The sequence below is a fragment of the Nocardiopsis sp. CNZ308 genome, from assembly GCF_004217075.1.
Window position 1 is genome coordinate 6,505,375 of sequence record NZ_SHKJ01000001.1, and the last position, 17,016, is coordinate 6,522,390.

A 17,016-nucleotide genomic window follows, 5' to 3' on the forward strand; every position below is an offset into this window, starting at 1 on the left:
GTTGCCGGGGCGGACCTCGGACCGGTCGCGCCTCCCCCACTAACGCTAGGTGACCGAAGGGACGGTACACCCGTTTTCCACAGGCCCGGTTCCGGGAGAGGCGCGCCGCCCCGGCGGAAGCCGCGTCCGGCGCCCGAAACGCGTCGCGCTACCGGAGCACCGGACCGGTCCCGACCGCTGGGCCCGCGCCCCGCTCCGCCGCGGCCGGGGCAGCGGGCGCGTGCGCCGGGTCAGGGCACCGGCTCGGCCTCCTCTGCCTCCCGTTCGGGCGCAGCGGCCCCGCGCGACCTGCGACGGAGCACGAGAAGGCCCGTGGCGAGGCTGGCCGCCAGGACCACGGCCATGATCGCCAGGAAGCCCACCGCTCCCACCTGCGGACTGATGATCAGCGGGATGGCGGCCGCGGTGACCAGCCCGCCCCCGAAGAACGGCTCGAAGATCAGCTGCTTGTAGCCGAACGCCGGGTAGGCGGGCGACTTCATCTCCGGATCGACGACGCGCATCAGCACCAGGCCCGTGGCGGTGACGCCGAGCGACTGCCCGAACTCGCCGATGCCCCGCTCGAACCAGTGGCTGGGCATCATCCGCGGCGCCAGGAACAGGAATCCGCACAGCGACCACAGGACGCCCGCCGCGGCGAGGATGGCGAAGGCGGCGAGGTTGTCGGCGATGGCCTGGAGCGACAGGGTGGCCATCGCGGCGATGATGAGCACGTCCAGCGACAGGCCCTGGATCCGCTCGACGGTCCCCTGGTCCACCACCTCGTTGCGGTCGAAGCGGTCGATGAACACCTGGAGGACGATGCCGCCGATCATGGCCAGCGGGAACAGCGGCACGTAGGCCATGATCTCGATGGTGTCGGCCCACAGCACCCGCTCCAGCCACTGCAAACCCATGAGGATGAGCTGGCCGATCAGCACGGCGAGGGCGACCAGCCCGAAGTGGAGCGTCATCGGGTCCATGGACGAGGGGTGGACGGTCATGGTCGAGCCCGCCGGGCGCTTGCCGGGTTCGACCAGCCCGGCCTGCTCGGTGTCGCTGCCGCGGGAGTCGTCGCTGATCACGTTGGACTTGCCGCGGCGCACGCCCCAGTTGATGAGGACGATGCCGACGATGATGCCCGACAGCAGTCCGACGGTGGCCATGCCCAGGGCCAGGTCCTGCCCCTCGGCCCAGCCCGCCTGCTCGAAGGTGTCGCCCAGGCCCGCCGCGGTCCCGTGCCCGCCGAGGAAGCCGATCTCGATCAGGGCGCCGGAGATGACCGGCACGCCGAACAGGGGTGCGAGCACGAGCAGGGCGAGCACCAGGCCGATCACGTACTGGCCGCTGGCCATGGTGACGCCGAAGGCGAGGTTGGGGCCCGCCAGGGAGGCGGCCTCCCGGAAGCGCGGCAGGGGCTTGCCGAGGAAGAGGCTGGCGAAGACCACCGAGATCAGCAGGCCGGGCAGGGCGGACCAGACCGCCATCACGTCCGCGCCGAAGAGCCCGCCCTCGGCCGCGCGCTCGGCGAAGCCCCCGCCGACGCCCCGGTCGGCCAGCCAGCCCATGAGGCGCCCGAACACATCGGGGCCCAGGAGCAGCGCGACACCGCCGCCGATGATCGACGCGGGCAGGTAGAGCCTCTGCGTCAGCTTCCACCTGACCCGTACCAGCTTCGCTGTCAGCAGCAGCACTCCCAGCAGCAGGAGTGCGAGGCCGACGGTCTCAGGGCTCATCCTCTACCTCTCGTGTGTCGGTTCCGCGAGCGCGTGCGCACCCGGACACGAGCGGGTCGGGGCGGCACGCCTCGGCTCGGCGCCGTGGCGGGGAGGTAGGGGGAGGGCGCCACGGCTCGGGTGACCGTGCCGTCACGATCACCCGCGGCATCCTACACACGTCGTCGTGGTGTCGGACACGGACTGAGCGTGACCGGGCCGGGAGCGGCGCACGGGTCCGGTCACAGCGAGCGGGCCCCGACGGCCGCGACCTCCGGCGCTCCCACCCGCGGCAGGACCCGGACGCGGCCCACGGGCGGGTCCGCGGCGACCGCGGGGCGGGGCGCCCGCCCCGCGGGGCTTCGTCCGCCCTACCCGAGCCGGTCCGCCCGGCGGTCCGCCGCCGGGATGGGAAGTGTCACGCGGGGCCCGCCGGCAACCGTGGGCCCCGTTCGTCACCACCCCCCCATCTTTCCATTGACAAGTTCCGTCGGCAGGAGGAATATTGCCAGTGGAAAGATCACGGGGACGGAAGAATGAACCGGGAGGAAGCACCATGGAACCGCTCATCGCCCTCGTCGGCGTGACGGCGCTGCTGCTCGCCCTCGGCGCGGCGGGCGCGCGCCCGCTGCGCTCCTGGCCGCTGGCCCTGCGGGGCGGGATCGCGGCCATGTTCACCCTGACCGGGGTGTCGCACTTCGTGGGCATGCGCGAGGACCTGATCGCGATGGTCCCGCCCGCCCTGCCCGCTCCCGCCCTGCTGGTCACCGTCACGGGCGTCCTCGAACTGGCCGGGGCGGCGGGGATCCTGTGGGCGCGCACCTCGCCCTGGGCCGCGGCCGGGCTCAGCGCCCTGCTGGTGGCCATGTTCCCGGCCAACGTGTACGCGATCACCGCCGGGACGGTCGCCGGGACGACCGAGAGCCTGCCGGTGCGCACCGCCATGCAGGCGGTGTTCCTGGCGGCGACGCTCGCCGTGCTGGTCCACCACCTGCGCGCCCGGCGGCGCGCGGCGCCTGGCGTCCCCGCGCGGGCGCCCCGCGCCGGAACCGTCGCGTGAGCCGCCCGGCGGCGCGGCACGGGCCGGGCCCCGCGTGCGCCCCGGGGCGCACGCGGGGCCCCTCGCCTGTTTGTGTGTAGGGTGGCCGCGGACCGGTGCCGACACGGGGAGACGGTGGGATGGGCCTGTTCGCCATCAGCGACCTGCACGTACGGCACGGCGACAACCGCGCCTTCACCGAGAAGCTGCGGCCGGAGTCCGACGACGACTGGCTGCTGGTGGCCGGGGACGTCGCCGAGACCAGCGGGGACGTCCTCTGGGCGATGGAGCTGCTGGCCGACCGGTTCGCCACCGTGGTCTGGGTTCCGGGCAACCACGACCTGTGGACCACGCCCACGGACCCCGTCCAGCTGCGCGGGGAGGCGCGCTACCGGCACCTGGTCGAGGGCCTGCGCGGCCTGGGCGTGCACACCCCCGAGGACCCCTATCCGGTGTGGCCGGGGCCCCGGGGGCCGGTCGCGGTGGCCCCCCTGTTCGTCCTGTACGACCACACCTTCCGGCCCGAGGGGACGCGCACCAAGGAGGAGGCGCTGGCGGTCGCCCACGAGGCGGGCGTGGTGTGCACCGACGAGTACCTGCTGCACCCCGACCCCCACCCCGGGCGCGACGCCTGGTGCCGCGCCCGCCTGGAGTACACGCGCGAGCGGCTGGACGCGCTGGACGCCGACCTGCCCACCGTGCTGGTCAACCACTTCCCGCTGGTGCGCGAACCCACCCGGATCCTGCGCTACCCCGAGTTCGCCCAGTGGTGCGGGACCGAGGCCACCGCGGACTGGCACGTGCGCTACCGGGCGCGCGCCGTGGTCTACGGGCACCTGCACATCCCCCGCACGATCGTGGTCGACGGCGTGCCCCACGTGGAGGTCTCGCTGGGCTACCCCCGCGAGTGGGGCGCCCGTCCGCAGCCGCCCGAGGGGCCGCGCCGCATCCTGTAGGCCGCGGGCGCGAGGGGCGTGCGCTCCGTTCGTCGGCCCTCGGCGCCCGGCCGGGAGCCCCGTGCCGGTCCTGTCCGCCCGGCTCCGCGTTCGGCCCCCTGCCTGACCCCCGTCCGGGTGCCGGGACGAAGGCACGGCCCGCGGCTGCCGGGGACTACCAGCCCGCGTCGGGCGCCAGCTCGCGCACCGCGGGCAGAGCGGCGTCGAACACGGTCGCGAACCACGCCGAGACCGGGTACTCCCCGCGCAGCCGCGCGAGCCCGTCCGGGTCCACGAACGCGGTCTCGGCGATCTCCCCGGGGTCGGGGCGCGGGTCGTCGCGCACCAGGCCCGCGAAGAGGTGGTTGTACTCCTGCTCCACCAGCCCGGAGACCGGGTCGGGGTGGTTGTAGCGCACGGTCCCGGCCTCGCGCATCAGGACGGGGGCCACGCCCAGCTCCTCGCCGGTGCGCCGGGCGGCGGCCGCGAAGGGCGTCTCGCCGGGGTAGGGGTGGCCGCAGCAGGTGTTGGACCACACGCCGGGAGAGTGGTACTTGCCCAGGGCGCGGCGCTGGAGCAGCAGGCGGCCCCGCCCGTCCAGCAGGAAGACCGAGAAGGCCCGGTGCAGCCGGCCGGGGGGCAGGTGGGCGGAGAGCTTCTCCGCGGTGCCGATCGTCGCCCCGTCCTCGTCGACCAGTTCGAGCATGACCGGCTGCGCGGCGCGGTCGTCCGGGGCGGCGGCGGAGCGGTGGTCGGTGTCCGTTCTGGCGGTCATCGGTGTCCTTCGTGTTCGGCGTCGGGGTGCGGGCGCCCGTAGGGGTACGGACGCTCGGAGGGGCGGCGCGGCCGGGGGGCCGCGCCGCCCCCCGGGAGGTTCAGACGCGGTCGGCCGCGATGAGCAGGTAGTGGAAGCTGTTCTCCTTGTAGGCGGTGAGGAAGGGCTCCTCGATGCCGGTGGCCACGGAGGACTTCGCGCGCAGCTCCCAGTAGGGGATCGTGGCGGCGGTGAGGTCCACGACCTCCATGGGGACGAGTCCGTTGGCGGCCATCGCCCGGAAGTACTCGCTCCGGGGGTGGATGTTGCAGGTGTAGTGCTCGTCGATGCGGCTGACCGCCTTGGAGCGGCCGCCGGTGACGTCGTTGTAGCAGCCGGTGATGGTGACGTAGCGGCCGCCGTACTCCAGCAGGCGGGCGTGCTCGCGGAAGAGGTCGAACAGGTCCACGTACATGGTGGACTCGTTGTTCCAGCTGGCGCGCAGGGAGCCCGTCTCGAAGCCGGTGTCGAGCATGTTGCGGAAGTGGAAGCGCACGCGGTCGGCCACGCCCCGCTCCTCGGCCTGGCCGTTGGCGAAGGCGACCTGCTGCTCGGAGATGCTGATCCCGTCCACGTGGCAGCCGAAGCGCTGGTTGGCCATGAAGCTGGTGCCGCCGCGGCCGGAGCCGGTGTCCATGATCCGGTCGCCGGGCGCGACCGGGCCCAGGTAGTCCAGCAGCACGTTGGCCTGCGCGGTCTCCAGGCGGTGCATCTCCCGGATGATGCGCTCGTCGCGGGTCTCCTCCGGCCCCTCCAGTACGGACGGGTCGTAGTCGCCGATCCCGTAGTGGTGGTGGTAGAGGCCGTCGACCTCGCCGAGGCGGATGTTGACGGGGTCCTTCTCGGCGTTCCAGTACGCCGCCACGGACTCCTGGTAGGCGGTGCGCAGGACGTTGGCCGATCGGCTGAGGGTCTCGGTCATCGCGGAGGAACTCCTTGTCGTGGTGTGTCGGTCGGGACCGGCCCGTGCCCGGGGCCGGGCCGGTCCGCTGCGGAGGGAGGGGCCGCGCCGGGTGCGCGGCCCGTTCAGTCGGCGCCCGCCCCGTGGTAGCGGGGGCTGCGGGCGTGCCATTCGCGGCTGCCGCCGAGCCAGGCCCACAGGCCCCACAGGAAGCGGCGCAGCTCCGGCGAGCCGGTGAGCGCCAGGGCGGCGGCCTCGGCCTCGAAGGCGTGCATCAGCTCGTCGTGGATGTCGACGGTGCGCCGCACGGCCTCACCCAGCGAGCACCCGTCCTCGGTGGCGATCAGCCGGGGCAGGCTGAGGTCGGTGACGTCCTCCTTGCCCATGGAGTACAGGTCGTTGACGATCACGCTCGCGCTGCCCGCCAGGGTGAACACGCGGCGCACGCTCGGCTCGGAGAACGCCTGGTGCGGCAGCTCGTACCCGGCGACCGCGTCGATGAGCGCCATGCACGGCACGAAGCTGTTCTCGTGGCGGTGCATGAGGAACTCCCAGACCGGCGGCCGGTGGCCGGTGGCCAGCCAGACGCCCTCCTGGTTGTAGGCCACGAACATGATCGCCAGCTCGTGGCGGAGCCTGCGCACCTGCGAGGCGGTGGCGTAGAGGCCCAGGTTGTCCAGGCTGGAGCGCAGGGCACGCATCACGGGGTCCGCGCGCACGACCTCCTCCAGCTGGGGCGCGTAGCGCAGCGGCAGGTGCGCCTGGTCAATGACCGAGTGGGCGATGGCCAGGCGCTGGCCGAGCAGCTCCGGGTGCGCCTCCTCCGCCTCGCCGTCGACGTAGTGGTCGTCCACGGACCACTCGGCCAGGGCGCACTTGGCCGCCGCCAGCAGCCGGTCGGGGTCGTCGGTCTCGGGGTGGGCGAGCATGATGAGGCGACCGAACCCGGCCGAGCGGACCCGGTCGAGCTGGCCGGGGTAGATCCCCATCTCCTCGGCCCACAGCAGCAGCCGGTCGTCGACCTCGTCCCCCAGGGCGGGGTCGTCGCGGACGGCGGGCGGGCAGTACAGCGCCGGGATCCGCTCCCCGTCGACCTCGGGTCCCTCGGGTTCGGAGGCGACGGCCGGCCCCTCGGGCGGGGCGCCGGTCCCCGGGCGCCCGGGCGCCGGGGCGGTGGGGCCCGAGGCGCCCAGGCCGCCGGGGTGGCCGGGGAGGCGGAGTCCGGTGCGCGCGGCGAGGGCGCCGGGGCTCTGGTCGGCGGCGTGGGAGTCGGGCAGCCGGAGCCGCAGCGCCGACGTGCCGACCTCGCGGGGCCCCACGGGCAGCCGGGGCGCGGGAGGCGTGCGCGGGGCGGCCGCGGACACCAGCAGGTCCGGTCTTCCGGGGCGCCGCGAATCACGGAGCAGGTCGTCCACCAGGGCCGCCACCTCCGGAGAGGCGACGGAGGCGGACATCCTGGGCAGCGGTGGCACCGTCTAGACCTCCTTCCCTGACGGTGTCGGGTGCTCAGCCACGCGGGTGGACCTCGGCGTTCTCCAGGATCCCGATGGCGTCGGGGACGAGCACCGCGGCGGAGTAGTAGGTGCTGACGAGGTAGGAGATGACGGCCTTGTCGTCGATGCCCATGAAGCGCGCGTTGAGGCCGGGTTCGACCTCGTCGGGCAGGCCGGTCTGGTACAGGCCGATGACGCCCTCGTTGTCCTCGCCGGTGCGGACCGCGATGATCGAGGAGGTCTGGTGCTCGGTGACCGGGATCTTGCCGCAGGGCAGGAGCGGCACGCCGCGCCAGGCGGGCAGGTGGTGGCCGTTGACCTCGACGGTGCCGATGTTGAGCCCCCGGCTGTTGCACTCCTTGCCGAAGGCGGCGATGGCGCGGGGGTGGGCGAACATGTACTGGGTGTTGCGGCGCATGCTCAGCAGGTCGTCCAGGTCGTCGGGGGTGGGCGGTCCCGAGTGGGTCTGGATGCGCTGCTTGAACTCGGCGTTGTGGAGCAGGCCGAACTCGCGGTTGTTGACCAGTTCGTGCTCCTGGCGCTCGCGCAGGGCCTGGATGGTCAGCCGCAGCTGCTGCTCGGTCTGGTTCATCGGCTTGTTGTAGAGGTCGGCGACCCGGCTGTGCACCCGCAGCACGGTCTGGGCCACGCTCAGCTCGTACTCGCGCGGCCGCAGCTCGTAGTCCACGAAGGTGCTGGGCAGCTCGGCCTCGCCGACGTGGCCCGAGGACAGGGCGATCTCGGCCTCGCCGTGCTTGTTCTGCCGCTCGCCGGGCAGGGACAGGTACCGCTGGACGTGGGCCTGGAGGGCGGGCGAGTCGTCCAGGATCGCGATGAACTCGCGGCGGGGCAGCTCCAGCAGCGTGCCCGCCGTCGCGGCCTTGACGGTGAACTCCCACACCGGTTCGGTGCCGAGCAGGTGCTGGTCGCCGAACCTGTCGCCGTCGGCCAGCACGCCCAGCCGGACGACCTCGCCGTAGGGGCCGGTGCCGGTCTTGTGCACGCGCCCGTGCGCCAGCAGGAACAGGCTGTCGACCGCCGTGCCCTCCTCCACCAGGACCTGGCCGGTCTCGAAGTCGCGCTGGACGAAGCGGTCGGCCAGGGCCCTCAGCACCTCCTCGTCGTCGAAACCGCGCAGCAGGGCCAGCTCGCCGAGTTCGTGGGGGATGACCCGGACCTGGGCGCCGGTCTGCTCGAACTCGATCCGCCCGTCGCCGACGGTGTAGGTCAGTCGCCGGTTGACCCGGTAGGCGCCGCCGTCGGTGTGCACCCACGGCAGCATCCGGGTCAGCCAGCGGGAGCTGATGCCCTGCATCTGCGGTGTGGACTTGGTGGTGGTCGCCAGGTTCCGCGCGGCCGCGGTCCCCAGGCTCTGCTGCTTGCTGCTCCGGACCTCAGGAGCCGAGTCGATCGACATCCGCCGTGTCTCTCCTCATGGTGGTAGCGCGCCCGTCCCGCGGGGCCGGGGGAGGTGGCCCCGCGGGCGGGAGCGCGCTGGGAAAGGTTGCGCGTATTCGGATACATGGCGTGACCTGGGCAGTTGACGCACGGGCCAGCTTTCTCCGTAAACCGCTGATCACCCTAGGAGCACTCATTCGGGCTTCGCAGGGAAATGAGAATTTTTCTCAACAGAAGCGGAGGAACACCTGTCCCATATCCGCGCGGCCTCCACCGAACCCGGGACGCACACCCAGCCAAAGGACACCACTCGACCACACCACAAGCCCACGAACAGGTCATACGACCCCAAAAAACACCCGCACCCTTCACACCTGAGTGCGAACAGAACCACGAACAGAAACCACAAATTCGGGACATTTCGTGATGTGAATTTCCCATGAGGAAAAACCGGGCACGCCGCCTCCCGGTCACCGAAGAGGGGAATTACGGCCGGCCGATGCCACGCCCGCACCGCGGCTCCGACGCGAGCGGCGGGAGAGCCCCCGGACGGACAGTGGCGCGGATCACACCGACCCGGCCGCACACCCCCTCACGCCGCCCGCACACCGCCCCCGCGGCGCCTCCGCGGCGTCTCCGCGCCCCGGCCCGCCGACGCCCCGATGTGAATTCGTGTGCCCGGATCTGACATCATCCCAACTTGTACGTACAATCTGTACGGACAACATGTGTACCGGCCTCCGACCTCCACGGGCCGCCCGCCGGGCCACCCCTGCGAACGGATACTTATGCGCGACGACCACGGGTCCCTGGTGCCCCTCTACCACTGGATGAACAAGATCCCCGGCGGGGCGATGCTGATCCCCCTGGTCCTGGGGTCGGTCATCGGAACCTTCGCCCCCGGGGCGCTGGACATCGGCAGCTTCACCACCGCGCTGTTCAAGGACAGCGCGATGCCCCTGATCGCCCTGCTGATCTTCGCCACCGGCACCCAGGTCACGCTCCGCACGAGCGGACCCGTCCTGGCCACCACCGGTGTCGTGCTCCTGGGCAAGAGCGTCGTCCCCGGCCTGCTGATCATCGCGCTCGCCGCGGTCACCGGCCCGGAGGGCCTCCTGGGCGTGTCGATCCTGGCGATGATCGCCGCCGCCACCAACGCCAACGGCGGACTGTGGCTGGCCATCACCGGCCAGTACGGACGCGCCCGCGACCGCGGCGCCTACATCGCCGGAGCGGTCAACGACGGCCCCTTCTTCGCCCTGCTGTTCATCGGGGCCTCGGGGCTGGGCCAGATCCCGCTGACGACCCTGCTCGCCGCGATCATCCCGTTCGTGCTCGGCGTCGTCGTGGGCAACGTGGACACCCAGTGGCGCGAGGTGCTCAAGCCCGTGCCCGGCATCGTCATCCCGTTCTTCGCCTTCGCCCTGGGCACGGGGATCAACCTCGCCGACGTGGCCCGGGGCGGACTGACCGGCGTCCTGATGGGCGTGGTCATCACCCTGGTCACCGGCGGGTTCGTCTACCTCGGCTACAGGTTCCTGCTGCGGCGCGGCAAGGAGTCCGGCGTCGGCTTCGCCGCCGGTACCACCTCCGGCAACGCCGTGGCCACCCCGGCCATCGTCGCCGCGGCCGACCCGTCGTTCGCCGCCTACGTGGGCACCGCGACCTCCCAGGTCGCCGCGAGCGTCCTGGTCACCGCCCTGCTGGCCCCGCTGGTGACCACGTGGGTCCTGCGCCGGGCCGGGGCCTCGCCCGCCGAGGCCGAGAAGGAGGAGCAGGCCCGCGCCACCGCTTCGGCCGCGCCCGCCGGGGCCCAGGAGGACGACTCGTGAGCACACCCGAAGAGCCCCGCGTGGCCGTGGTCGCCGACGACCTGACCGGCGCGGGCGACACCGCCGTGCAGTTCCTGCGCGCGGGGTGGAGCACCGAGCTCCAGCTCTCCCCGGCCCCCTCCACCGCCGAGGTGGTGGCGGTCAGCACCGACTCGCGGGCCCTGCCCGCGGAGCGGGCCGCCCACGCCGCCGACGAGGCCGTCCGGCGCCTGCGCGGGGCGGGCGCGGCCCGCCTGTACAAGAAGGTCGACTCCACCCTGCGCGGCCCCATCCGCGCGGAGATCGACGCGACGCTCGCGGCCTGGTCGCCCGGTGCGGTCGCCGTGGTCTGCCCGGCCTTCCCGGCCACGGGGCGCACGGTCCGCGACGGGGTCCTCCTGGTCGACGGGGTCGAGGTGCACCGCACCGCGGTCGGCCGCGACCCGGTGACCCCGGTGACCGAGAGCCGGATCGCGGTCCTGCTGGGCGCCGAGCACGTCCGGCTCACCGGCGGCGACGCCCGCGCCGACGCCGAACTGCTGCGCGCCGGCGGCCCGGTCGTGGTCGCGGACGCCGAGACCGAGGAGGACCTGGACCGGCTCGCGGCGGCCGTCACCGCCCTGGGGGCGGACGCCGTGCCGGTGGGCTCGGCCGGGCTCGCCTCCCGGCTGGCCCGCTCCTGGGCCGAGCAGGAGGCCCCGGCGCCCGCGCTCGTGGTCGTCACCTCGCTGCACCAGACCGCACGCGGCCAGGTGGAGGAGCTGGTGGCCGACCCGCGCACCCGCATCGAGCAGCCCGCGCCGGGCGACCTCGCCGACGAGGAGGCGTGGCTCTCCTGGACCCGCGGGGCTCTGGAGCGCTTCGACCCCTCGACGGCCCACACGGCGCTGGTGGCGCCCGAGGACCGCGACGGGCAGCTCGACCCGGCCGCCGTGGCCCGCCGCATGGGCGAGTTCGCCGCGGCGCTGGCCGGACGGCACGAGCTGTCCGGGTTCGTCGTCACCGGAGGCGACGGGGCGCGCGCCCTGACCCGGGCGCTGGAGGCCCGCGCCATCGCCCTGACCGGCGAGGTCGCGCCCGGCATCCCGATCGGCACGCTGTCCGGCGGGCCCCGGCACGGCCGCGCCATCGTCACCAAGGCCGGGGGATTCGGATCCCCCAGCGCACTACTGGAGGCCGCCGAGGCGGTCCGCCACCCGAAAGGCAGGAAGGCATGAGCCGTCCCACACTGGCAGTCACCCTCGGCGACGTGGCGGGGATCGGCCCCGAGATCACGGCCAAGGCGCTGCTGCACCACCCCGAGGTCCGCGAGTACGCCAAGCCGGTCGTGGTCGGTGACGCCGACGCGCTGCGGCGCGCCGTCGCCGCCGTCGGCGGGGACCCGGAGGCGGTCAACACCGTCGCCTCCCCGGCCGAGGCCGCCGACGAGCCCGGCGTGATCGACGTCGTGCAGACCGGCCCCTCGCTGGGCCACGTCCCCCCGGGCGAGCTGAGCGCGGAGGCGGGCGACGGGGCGGCCCGGTTCGTCATCGCCGCGGTGGACCTGGCCAAGCGCGGCCTGGTGGAGGGCATCGTCACCCCGCCGCTGAACAAGGCCGCGATGCACCTGGGCGGCCACGCCTGGCCCGGGCACACCGAGCTGCTCGCGCACGAGTTCGGGGTGAAGGACTACAGCCTGGTGCTGTCGGCGGACGAGCTGTCCTTCTTCCACCTGACCACGCACGTGTCGCTGCGCCAGGCCATCGAGGGCGTCACCCAGGAGCGCACCCTCCAGGTACTGCGCCTGATGAGCGCCTTCGCCCGCGCCCAGGGCAACCCGGACGAGCCCATCGGGGTGGCGGGCCTGAACCCGCACGCGGGTGAGAACCGCCTGTTCGGCGACGAGGACGCCGACGTCCTGGCGCCCGCGATCGCCCGCGCCCGCGAGGAGGGCATCAACGCCCACGGCCCGCTCCCGGCCGACGCCCTGATCCCGGCGGCGGTCAAGGGCAAGTGGAACCTGGTCGCGGTCTGCTACCACGACCAGGGACACGCGCCCTTCAAGGCGGTCTACGGGGACGACGGGGTCAACATCACCGCTGGCCTGCCGGTGGTGCGGGTCTCGGTCGACCACGGCACCGCCTTCGACATCGCGGGCCGGGGCATCGCCCGCGAGGCCAGCCTCGTGCTGGCGATCCGCCGCGCGGCCGAGCTGGCCCCCGGCTGGGGCCACGTGTGGCAGGCCACCCGCTCCGAGGGGTGACCGGTCCGGGGGTGCGCGCCCGTGCGCACACCCCCGGTCCCCGTGGTGCGCGGGGGCGCCCGCACGCCACCGCGGTTTCGGCACCGACCGGCCTCCCGCGGGGACCAGGGGACCGCCTCCGCGTACCACCGTGTCCCCCGGCCGACCGGTCCGTTCCACCAAACCCCTGCCCCGGACAGCGTGTCCGCCGCGCGGTCCAGCAGCCGGACGCACCTCGCCGCACGGGGCTTCCCCGCCCCGGGGCGACCGCCCCGGGAGGAGGGACGACCCTAGAATGATCCGCATGCCCGTGGACCGCACCGACCCCCGACCGCTGCACGCGCAGATCGCCGGAGCGCTGCGCGCGGAGATCCGCGACCGCTCGATCGCCCCCGGCGACACCCTGCCCAGCGAGGCGGCCCTGCGCGAGCGGTTCGGGGTCTCGCGCAGCGTCGTGCGCCAGGCGCTGGCGACGCTGGAGGACGAGGGCGCGGTCCGCCGGACCCGGGGGCGCGCGGCGGTCGCCGCCGTGCCCACCGAGCACCACCGGTTCGTGCAGCGCGTGACCGGGCTGTTCGACCAGTTCTCCGCCGACGGCCTGCGCCTGTCCACCGCCGTGCTGTCCCTGGAGGCCACCCGTTCGGGCGTACCCTCCGCGACGCGCCACCTGGGCACGCGCGAGCTGCTGCGCCTGGAGCGGATGCGCTCCCTGGACGGCGACCCCCTGTCCTACGTGCGCACCTGGCTGCCCGCCGAGCGCTTCGCGGCGCTGGACGCCGCGATGCTGCGCGACGCCTCCCTGCACCGGTTGATGGAGGAGCGCTTCGCGGCGGTGCCCACGAGCGGGCGCAGGCAGATCCGCGCCGTGCCCGCCGACCCCCGCATCGCCCGGGAGCTGGGCGTGGCCGCCGACGCTCCGCTGCTGCTGCTGGAGGGCGGGACCTTCGACCAGCAGGGCGCGCCCCTGGAGTGGTTCGAGAGCTGGCACCGCTCCGACCGGGTGGTCTTCGACATCGAGGCCGAGGGCGCCGCCGACCAGGTGCGCATCGCCCCGGACCCGTCGCTGACCGCCTCCCGGCCCGAGGCCCCGGCGGGCGCGGCCCGCGAGCCGGGCCTGGACCGCGCCGTGCGGCTGGCCGAGGAGCTGCGCGCCGAACTGGACCGCCTGCGCCGGGAGGACTGAGCGCTCGCGGGGAACCCCCGCGTGTACCCGAACGGACAAGGCCGTACAAGGGCCGTCCGTCACGCGCGCGCCGTCCCCCGGCCATGCGGGCGGCCAGGACACGGAACCGGCAGGTGGCGGCGGCGGTCCTGTCCGCAAGCGGTCAGCGGGCTTTCGGCCGGACCGGGGCGGGGTATCCCCACCTCCCGGGCTCCGGGAGGCGAAAGGAGACCGGGGACGACGGGCTCTCCCCCGCCCCGACGGCCACGGCTCCTCCCCCCCACCGCCTCCGGCGCACCTCCCGCCACCTGACGCGCGGGCGGGGCAGCGACCCCTCCCCCCGACACGACCCCTCACAGCGAACCGCGAAGGCCCTCCCCCCGAGAACCCCAGCGAAGGCCAGGAGAGGAAACACCATGCCCCACACCCTCAAGCGGGCGGCCGCGACCCTGGCGCTCGCCGCCGGGCTCACCGCCGGGACCGCGGGCGTCGCCGCGGCGGCCGTCAGCTACGTCGGCGGCGGGACGTGGTACCACGGGCTCACCTCCTCGGTCGTGTACTCCGACTACTTCCACGGGTCGCGCTGCCACGGCTCCACTGCGGTGGGCAGGTACACCGTCACCTCCGCCGCGTACCTGCCGGGGTACACCTCCCGGGCGTCGGCCCCCCGCGCCCTGTCCAACAACGAGAGCTACTGGAGGCACTGCGGCTAGCCGACCGGGACAGACCCGCTGACGTCCCCCCGTCAGCGGGTCGCCCACGTGTCCGCGACCGCCCCAGGAGACCATGCCCAACCGGACCATCGCCTTCGCCCACACCGCGTTCCTGCTGCTCGCCGCGCTCATCGCCGCGCTGCTGCTGGCCACGTGGGAGCTGACGATCCCCACCGCGCAGCACTCGGCGGTGGTGTGGATCGTCGGGGACGAGGGCACCTCCGACAGCGCTCGGGTCGCGGAGACCGTCGAGCGCGTCGCCGCCGAGCAGGGCGTGGCCATCGGCTTCACCGCCCCGGACGTGCGCACCCCCGAGTCCCTGTCGCACCTGTACCTGGCCGTGGGCGACCCCGACTCCCGGTACGCCGACTGGCTCACCGAGGGCTACCCGTCCTTCAACCCGGCCACGGAACTGCGCGTCCATCCCGTCGAGGCGCTCGCCGAACACGGTCCGCGCGGCTACTACCTGGTCTTCGGACCGCCCGAGAGCGCGCGGGTGCTCACCGACGCGCTCGCCGAACACGGCCTGCGACCGGACGAGGGCGGCAGCCAGGCGCGGCTGTGGCAGTCCTTCCTGGGCGGCCCGCTGTTCAACGTCCTGGCCCTGGCGCTGCTGGTGGGCGTCACCGCCGTCAGCGCGGGGGTGCTGCTCGGCTCCCGCGACTACGCCGTCCAGCGGCTGCTGGGGCGCTCCTACGGACGGATCCTGCTGCGCGACCTGGGCCAGGTCGCCCGGCTGTGGGCCGCGGCCCTGCCCGGCGTCGCCCTGGTCGCCCTGGCCTGCCTGGGCCTCTACAACGGCTGGAACCAGCTCGGCTTCTTCGCCCTGGTCGCCCTGGTGTTCGCGGGGGTCCTCGCCGCCGCGGCGGTGGCCGTGCACGCCGCGGTGCTCGGGCTGGTGCACACCACCGCGATCCTGCCCGCGCTCAAGGGCCGCATCCCCGTCCGCACCGCCCAGGTGGGCGCCTACCTGGTGCGCGTGCCCGTGCTGCTCCTGGTGCTCGCCGTCCTGGGGTCGGTCGTCCACCTGGCGCAGACCACCCGGGAGCAGCGGGCCTCGCTGGAGGCCTTCGCCCGGACCGGCCAGACCTCGCACACCACCCTCGACGGCAGCGTCGGCATGGAGGACTCCGAGGCCGCCAACGCCCTCCTCGGCCCCTGGCTGCGCCGGGCCGACCGGGAGGGCGAGGTCGTCATCGCCGACCAGCACGCACCCGAGTCCGTGGTGCCGGTCGGCTCCGGACGGCCCGGGTTCGACGTGCTCGTGGTCAACGACACCTACCTGGAGAAGCAGGAGATCGTGTCCCCCTCGGGCGAGCGCTACGGCCCCGCCGCCTCCGAGGAACAGGTCCGGGTCCTGCTCCCGCGGGCGCACGCCTCCCACCGCGAGGACATCGAGCGGGCGATGCCGGACTGGCTCCGCCTCCAGAACGGCGGCGGGGAGTCCGGGGCCGACGTCGAGGTCCTGCCCTCGGCCGACGGCCAGACGGTGTTCACCTACGGGTCGCGCGCCCCCTTCGCCCAGCGGGAAACGCCCTTCCTGCGCGACCCGGTCGTCATCGCCCTGCCCAACGGTTCCGTACTCTCCGACAGCGCCTACGTCGCCTACATGACCCACGAGGCCGTGCTGTTCCCCGATCCGGGTGTGGTGGAGCGGGCGCGCGAGGCCGATCCGCGGATGGCCGAGTACGTCAACGGGGTCCAGCCGATCCTCAACAAGGCGGCCGGAGCCTACGCCGCAGACCTGAACCTGCTGCGGATCGAGGCGTTCAACCTGGTCGCCGGGACCGCCCTGCTGCTGTTGACCGGCATCGCCTCGTGCGTCATCCACACGCGCACCCGGGCCCAGACCGTCTTCGCCCGGCACATCAGCGGGTGGGGGTTCCTCGCCACGCACCGGCGGTTCCTGGCCGTCGAGGCGGGGATCTCGCTCGGCTTCGCGGGCTGGGCCGCGTGGGACTCGCTCACCACGCTGCGGGCGCTGCGCGACCCCGCCAGGATGCTACCGCCCGAGCTGGTGCCGACCACCGGCCTCGAACCCCTCTACGCCGCGGCCATCGCGGCGACCGGACTCGCCCTGACCCTGGGCGCGCTCGCCTTCTTCCACCGCCGTATCGTCCGCGAAGGCTCCTCGCAGGCCTGATGACCCCCGGGAAGCAGCATGATCACCGTCGAGAAGCTCACCAAGTCCTTCGGCTCCCGCGTGCTGTGGCAGGACCTGGACCTGACCGTGGAGGCCGGGCGGATGCTGGCCCTGGTGGGCGCCAGCGGATCGGGCAAGACCACCCTGCTCAACTGCATGGGGCTGCTGGAGAGGCCCAGCGCGGGCCGGATCCTCTTCGAGGGCACCGACATCACCCGTCTGGGACCGGGCGGGCAGCGGCGCTTCCGCGCAGACAAGCTCGGCTACCTGTTCCAGGACTACGCCCTGGTGGAGAGCGCGTCCGTCCGGGCCAACCTCGACATCGTCAAGCGGTCCGGCACCAGGTCGCACCAGGCCGCGGCGCTGGAGCGGGTGGGCCTGGCGGGACGGGAGCAGGAGAAGGTGCACCGGTTGTCGGGCGGTGAGCAGCAGCGCGTGGCGCTGGCCCGCGTGCTGGTCAAACAGCCCTCCCTGGTGCTGGCCGACGAGCCCACCGGCGCGCTGGACCACGACAACGGCGCGATGGTCGTGGAGGTGCTGCGCCAGATGAGCCGGGAGGGCTGCGCGGTGGTGATCGCCACGCACGACGACGCCGTCCGGAACGCGTGCGACGCCGCCTTCGACGTGGGCGCGGGGCGGGAGGCGGACGCGGCCGGCGGCCGGTAGCGGCAGGACCGGGGGCCGGGGGCCGG

Annotated in this window: 14 protein-coding genes; 9 read left to right on the forward strand and 5 right to left on the reverse strand. The window is 73.9% G+C overall.

The window, feature by feature from the left end:
• Positions 1–230 precede the first annotated feature (230 nt).
• Positions 231–1,715, reverse strand: coding sequence for a sodium/glutamate symporter family protein (locus EV372_RS28010; protein WP_130398535.1), 1,485 nt, complete (start codon positions 1,713–1,715; stop codon positions 231–233).
• Between the two features lie 535 nt (positions 1,716–2,250).
• Between EV372_RS28010 and EV372_RS28015 the strand changes: the two genes are divergently transcribed.
• Positions 2,251–2,754, forward strand: a complete 504-nt coding sequence (locus EV372_RS28015; protein ID WP_130398536.1) for a DoxX family protein — start codon at positions 2,251–2,253, stop codon at positions 2,752–2,754.
• A 119-nt stretch (positions 2,755–2,873) separates the two neighbouring features.
• Entirely contained in the window at positions 2,874–3,689 is an 816-nt protein-coding gene (locus tag EV372_RS28020; RefSeq protein ID WP_130398537.1) for a metallophosphoesterase family protein, read from the forward strand.
• Between the two features lie 154 nt (positions 3,690–3,843).
• On the opposite strand, the gene idi is transcribed toward EV372_RS28020, so the two are convergent.
• The 4 genes from idi to EV372_RS28040 all read right to left on the reverse strand — a co-directional run bounded on the left by idi (position 3,844) and on the right by EV372_RS28040 (position 8,293).
• Entirely contained in the window at positions 3,844–4,443 is a 600-nt protein-coding gene (idi, locus tag EV372_RS28025) for an isopentenyl-diphosphate Delta-isomerase (RefSeq protein WP_130398538.1), read from the reverse strand.
• 100 nt (positions 4,444–4,543) lie between these two features.
• Complete coding sequence (locus EV372_RS28030) at positions 4,544–5,404, reverse strand: geranyl diphosphate 2-C-methyltransferase (protein WP_130398539.1); 861 nt, start codon at positions 5,402–5,404, stop codon at positions 4,544–4,546.
• A 104-nt stretch (positions 5,405–5,508) separates the two neighbouring features.
• Positions 5,509–6,837, reverse strand: coding sequence for a family 2 encapsulin nanocompartment cargo protein terpene cyclase (locus EV372_RS28035; protein WP_130399161.1), 1,329 nt, complete (start codon positions 6,835–6,837; stop codon positions 5,509–5,511).
• A 52-nt stretch (positions 6,838–6,889) separates the two neighbouring features.
• Positions 6,890–8,293 (reverse strand): family 2B encapsulin nanocompartment shell protein, encoded by a 1,404-nt coding sequence (locus tag EV372_RS28040; protein ID WP_130398540.1) that lies wholly within the window; start codon positions 8,291–8,293, stop codon positions 6,890–6,892.
• A gap of 769 nt (positions 8,294–9,062) precedes the next feature.
• Here EV372_RS28040 and EV372_RS28045 point away from each other — a divergent pair.
• The 7 genes from EV372_RS28045 (at position 9,063) to EV372_RS28075 (ending at position 16,990) form a co-directional block, all read left to right on the forward strand.
• Positions 9,063–10,106: a 2-keto-3-deoxygluconate permease gene (locus EV372_RS28045; protein ID WP_130398541.1), complete on the forward strand. Its 1,044-nt coding sequence runs from the start codon at positions 9,063–9,065 to the stop codon at positions 10,104–10,106.
• Positions 10,103–11,302: a four-carbon acid sugar kinase family protein gene (locus EV372_RS28050; RefSeq protein WP_130398542.1), complete on the forward strand. Its 1,200-nt coding sequence runs from the start codon at positions 10,103–10,105 to the stop codon at positions 11,300–11,302. The genes EV372_RS28045 and EV372_RS28050 overlap by 4 nt, the downstream gene beginning before the upstream one ends.
• The gene (gene pdxA / locus EV372_RS28055; RefSeq protein WP_130398543.1) at positions 11,299–12,327 is read left to right on the forward strand and encodes a 4-hydroxythreonine-4-phosphate dehydrogenase PdxA; all 1,029 of its coding nucleotides are present in this window, start codon (positions 11,299–11,301) and stop codon (positions 12,325–12,327) included. Before EV372_RS28050 ends, pdxA begins: the two co-directional genes overlap by 4 nt.
• 274 nt (positions 12,328–12,601) lie before the next feature.
• Positions 12,602–13,489: a GntR family transcriptional regulator gene (locus EV372_RS28060; protein ID WP_130398544.1), complete on the forward strand. Its 888-nt coding sequence runs from the start codon at positions 12,602–12,604 to the stop codon at positions 13,487–13,489.
• A gap of 395 nt (positions 13,490–13,884) precedes the next feature.
• Positions 13,885–14,181, forward strand: a complete 297-nt coding sequence (locus tag EV372_RS28065; RefSeq protein ID WP_019608505.1) for a lactococcin 972 family bacteriocin — start codon at positions 13,885–13,887, stop codon at positions 14,179–14,181.
• A gap of 73 nt (positions 14,182–14,254) precedes the next feature.
• Positions 14,255–16,324, forward strand: a complete 2,070-nt coding sequence (locus tag EV372_RS28070) for a hypothetical protein (protein ID WP_130398545.1) — start codon at positions 14,255–14,257, stop codon at positions 16,322–16,324.
• Between the two features lie 18 nt (positions 16,325–16,342).
• Entirely contained in the window at positions 16,343–16,990 is a 648-nt protein-coding gene (locus tag EV372_RS28075) for an ABC transporter ATP-binding protein (RefSeq protein WP_130398546.1), read from the forward strand.
• The last annotated feature ends 26 nt before the right edge of the window (positions 16,991–17,016 follow it).

Excerpts from the sequence above, each read along its gene's own strand:
- EV372_RS28075 (WP_130398546.1), top strand. The coding sequence starts at position 16,343 with ATGATCACCGTCGAGAAGCTCACCAAGTCCTTCGGCTCCCGCGTGCTG.
- EV372_RS28040 (WP_130398540.1), bottom strand. The coding sequence starts at position 8,293 with ATGTCGATCGACTCGGCTCCTGAGGTCCGGAGCAGCAAGCAGCAGAGC.
- pdxA (WP_130398543.1), top strand. The coding sequence starts at position 11,299 with ATGAGCCGTCCCACACTGGCAGTCACCCTCGGCGACGTGGCGGGGATC.
- EV372_RS28070 (WP_130398545.1), top strand. The coding sequence starts at position 14,255 with ATGCCCAACCGGACCATCGCCTTCGCCCACACCGCGTTCCTGCTGCTC.
- EV372_RS28060 (WP_130398544.1), top strand. The coding sequence starts at position 12,602 with ATGATCCGCATGCCCGTGGACCGCACCGACCCCCGACCGCTGCACGCG.
- EV372_RS28030 (WP_130398539.1), bottom strand. The coding sequence starts at position 5,404 with ATGACCGAGACCCTCAGCCGATCGGCCAACGTCCTGCGCACCGCCTAC.
- EV372_RS28065 (WP_019608505.1), top strand. The coding sequence starts at position 13,885 with ATGCCCCACACCCTCAAGCGGGCGGCCGCGACCCTGGCGCTCGCCGCC.
- EV372_RS28035 (WP_130399161.1), bottom strand. The coding sequence starts at position 6,837 with ATGTCCGCCTCCGTCGCCTCTCCGGAGGTGGCGGCCCTGGTGGACGAC.
- EV372_RS28010 (WP_130398535.1), bottom strand. The coding sequence starts at position 1,715 with ATGAGCCCTGAGACCGTCGGCCTCGCACTCCTGCTGCTGGGAGTGCTG.
- EV372_RS28020 (WP_130398537.1), top strand. The coding sequence starts at position 2,874 with ATGGGCCTGTTCGCCATCAGCGACCTGCACGTACGGCACGGCGACAAC.
- EV372_RS28015 (WP_130398536.1), top strand. The coding sequence starts at position 2,251 with ATGGAACCGCTCATCGCCCTCGTCGGCGTGACGGCGCTGCTGCTCGCC.
- idi (WP_130398538.1), bottom strand. The coding sequence starts at position 4,443 with ATGACCGCCAGAACGGACACCGACCACCGCTCCGCCGCCGCCCCGGAC.
- EV372_RS28045 (WP_130398541.1), top strand. The coding sequence starts at position 9,063 with ATGCGCGACGACCACGGGTCCCTGGTGCCCCTCTACCACTGGATGAAC.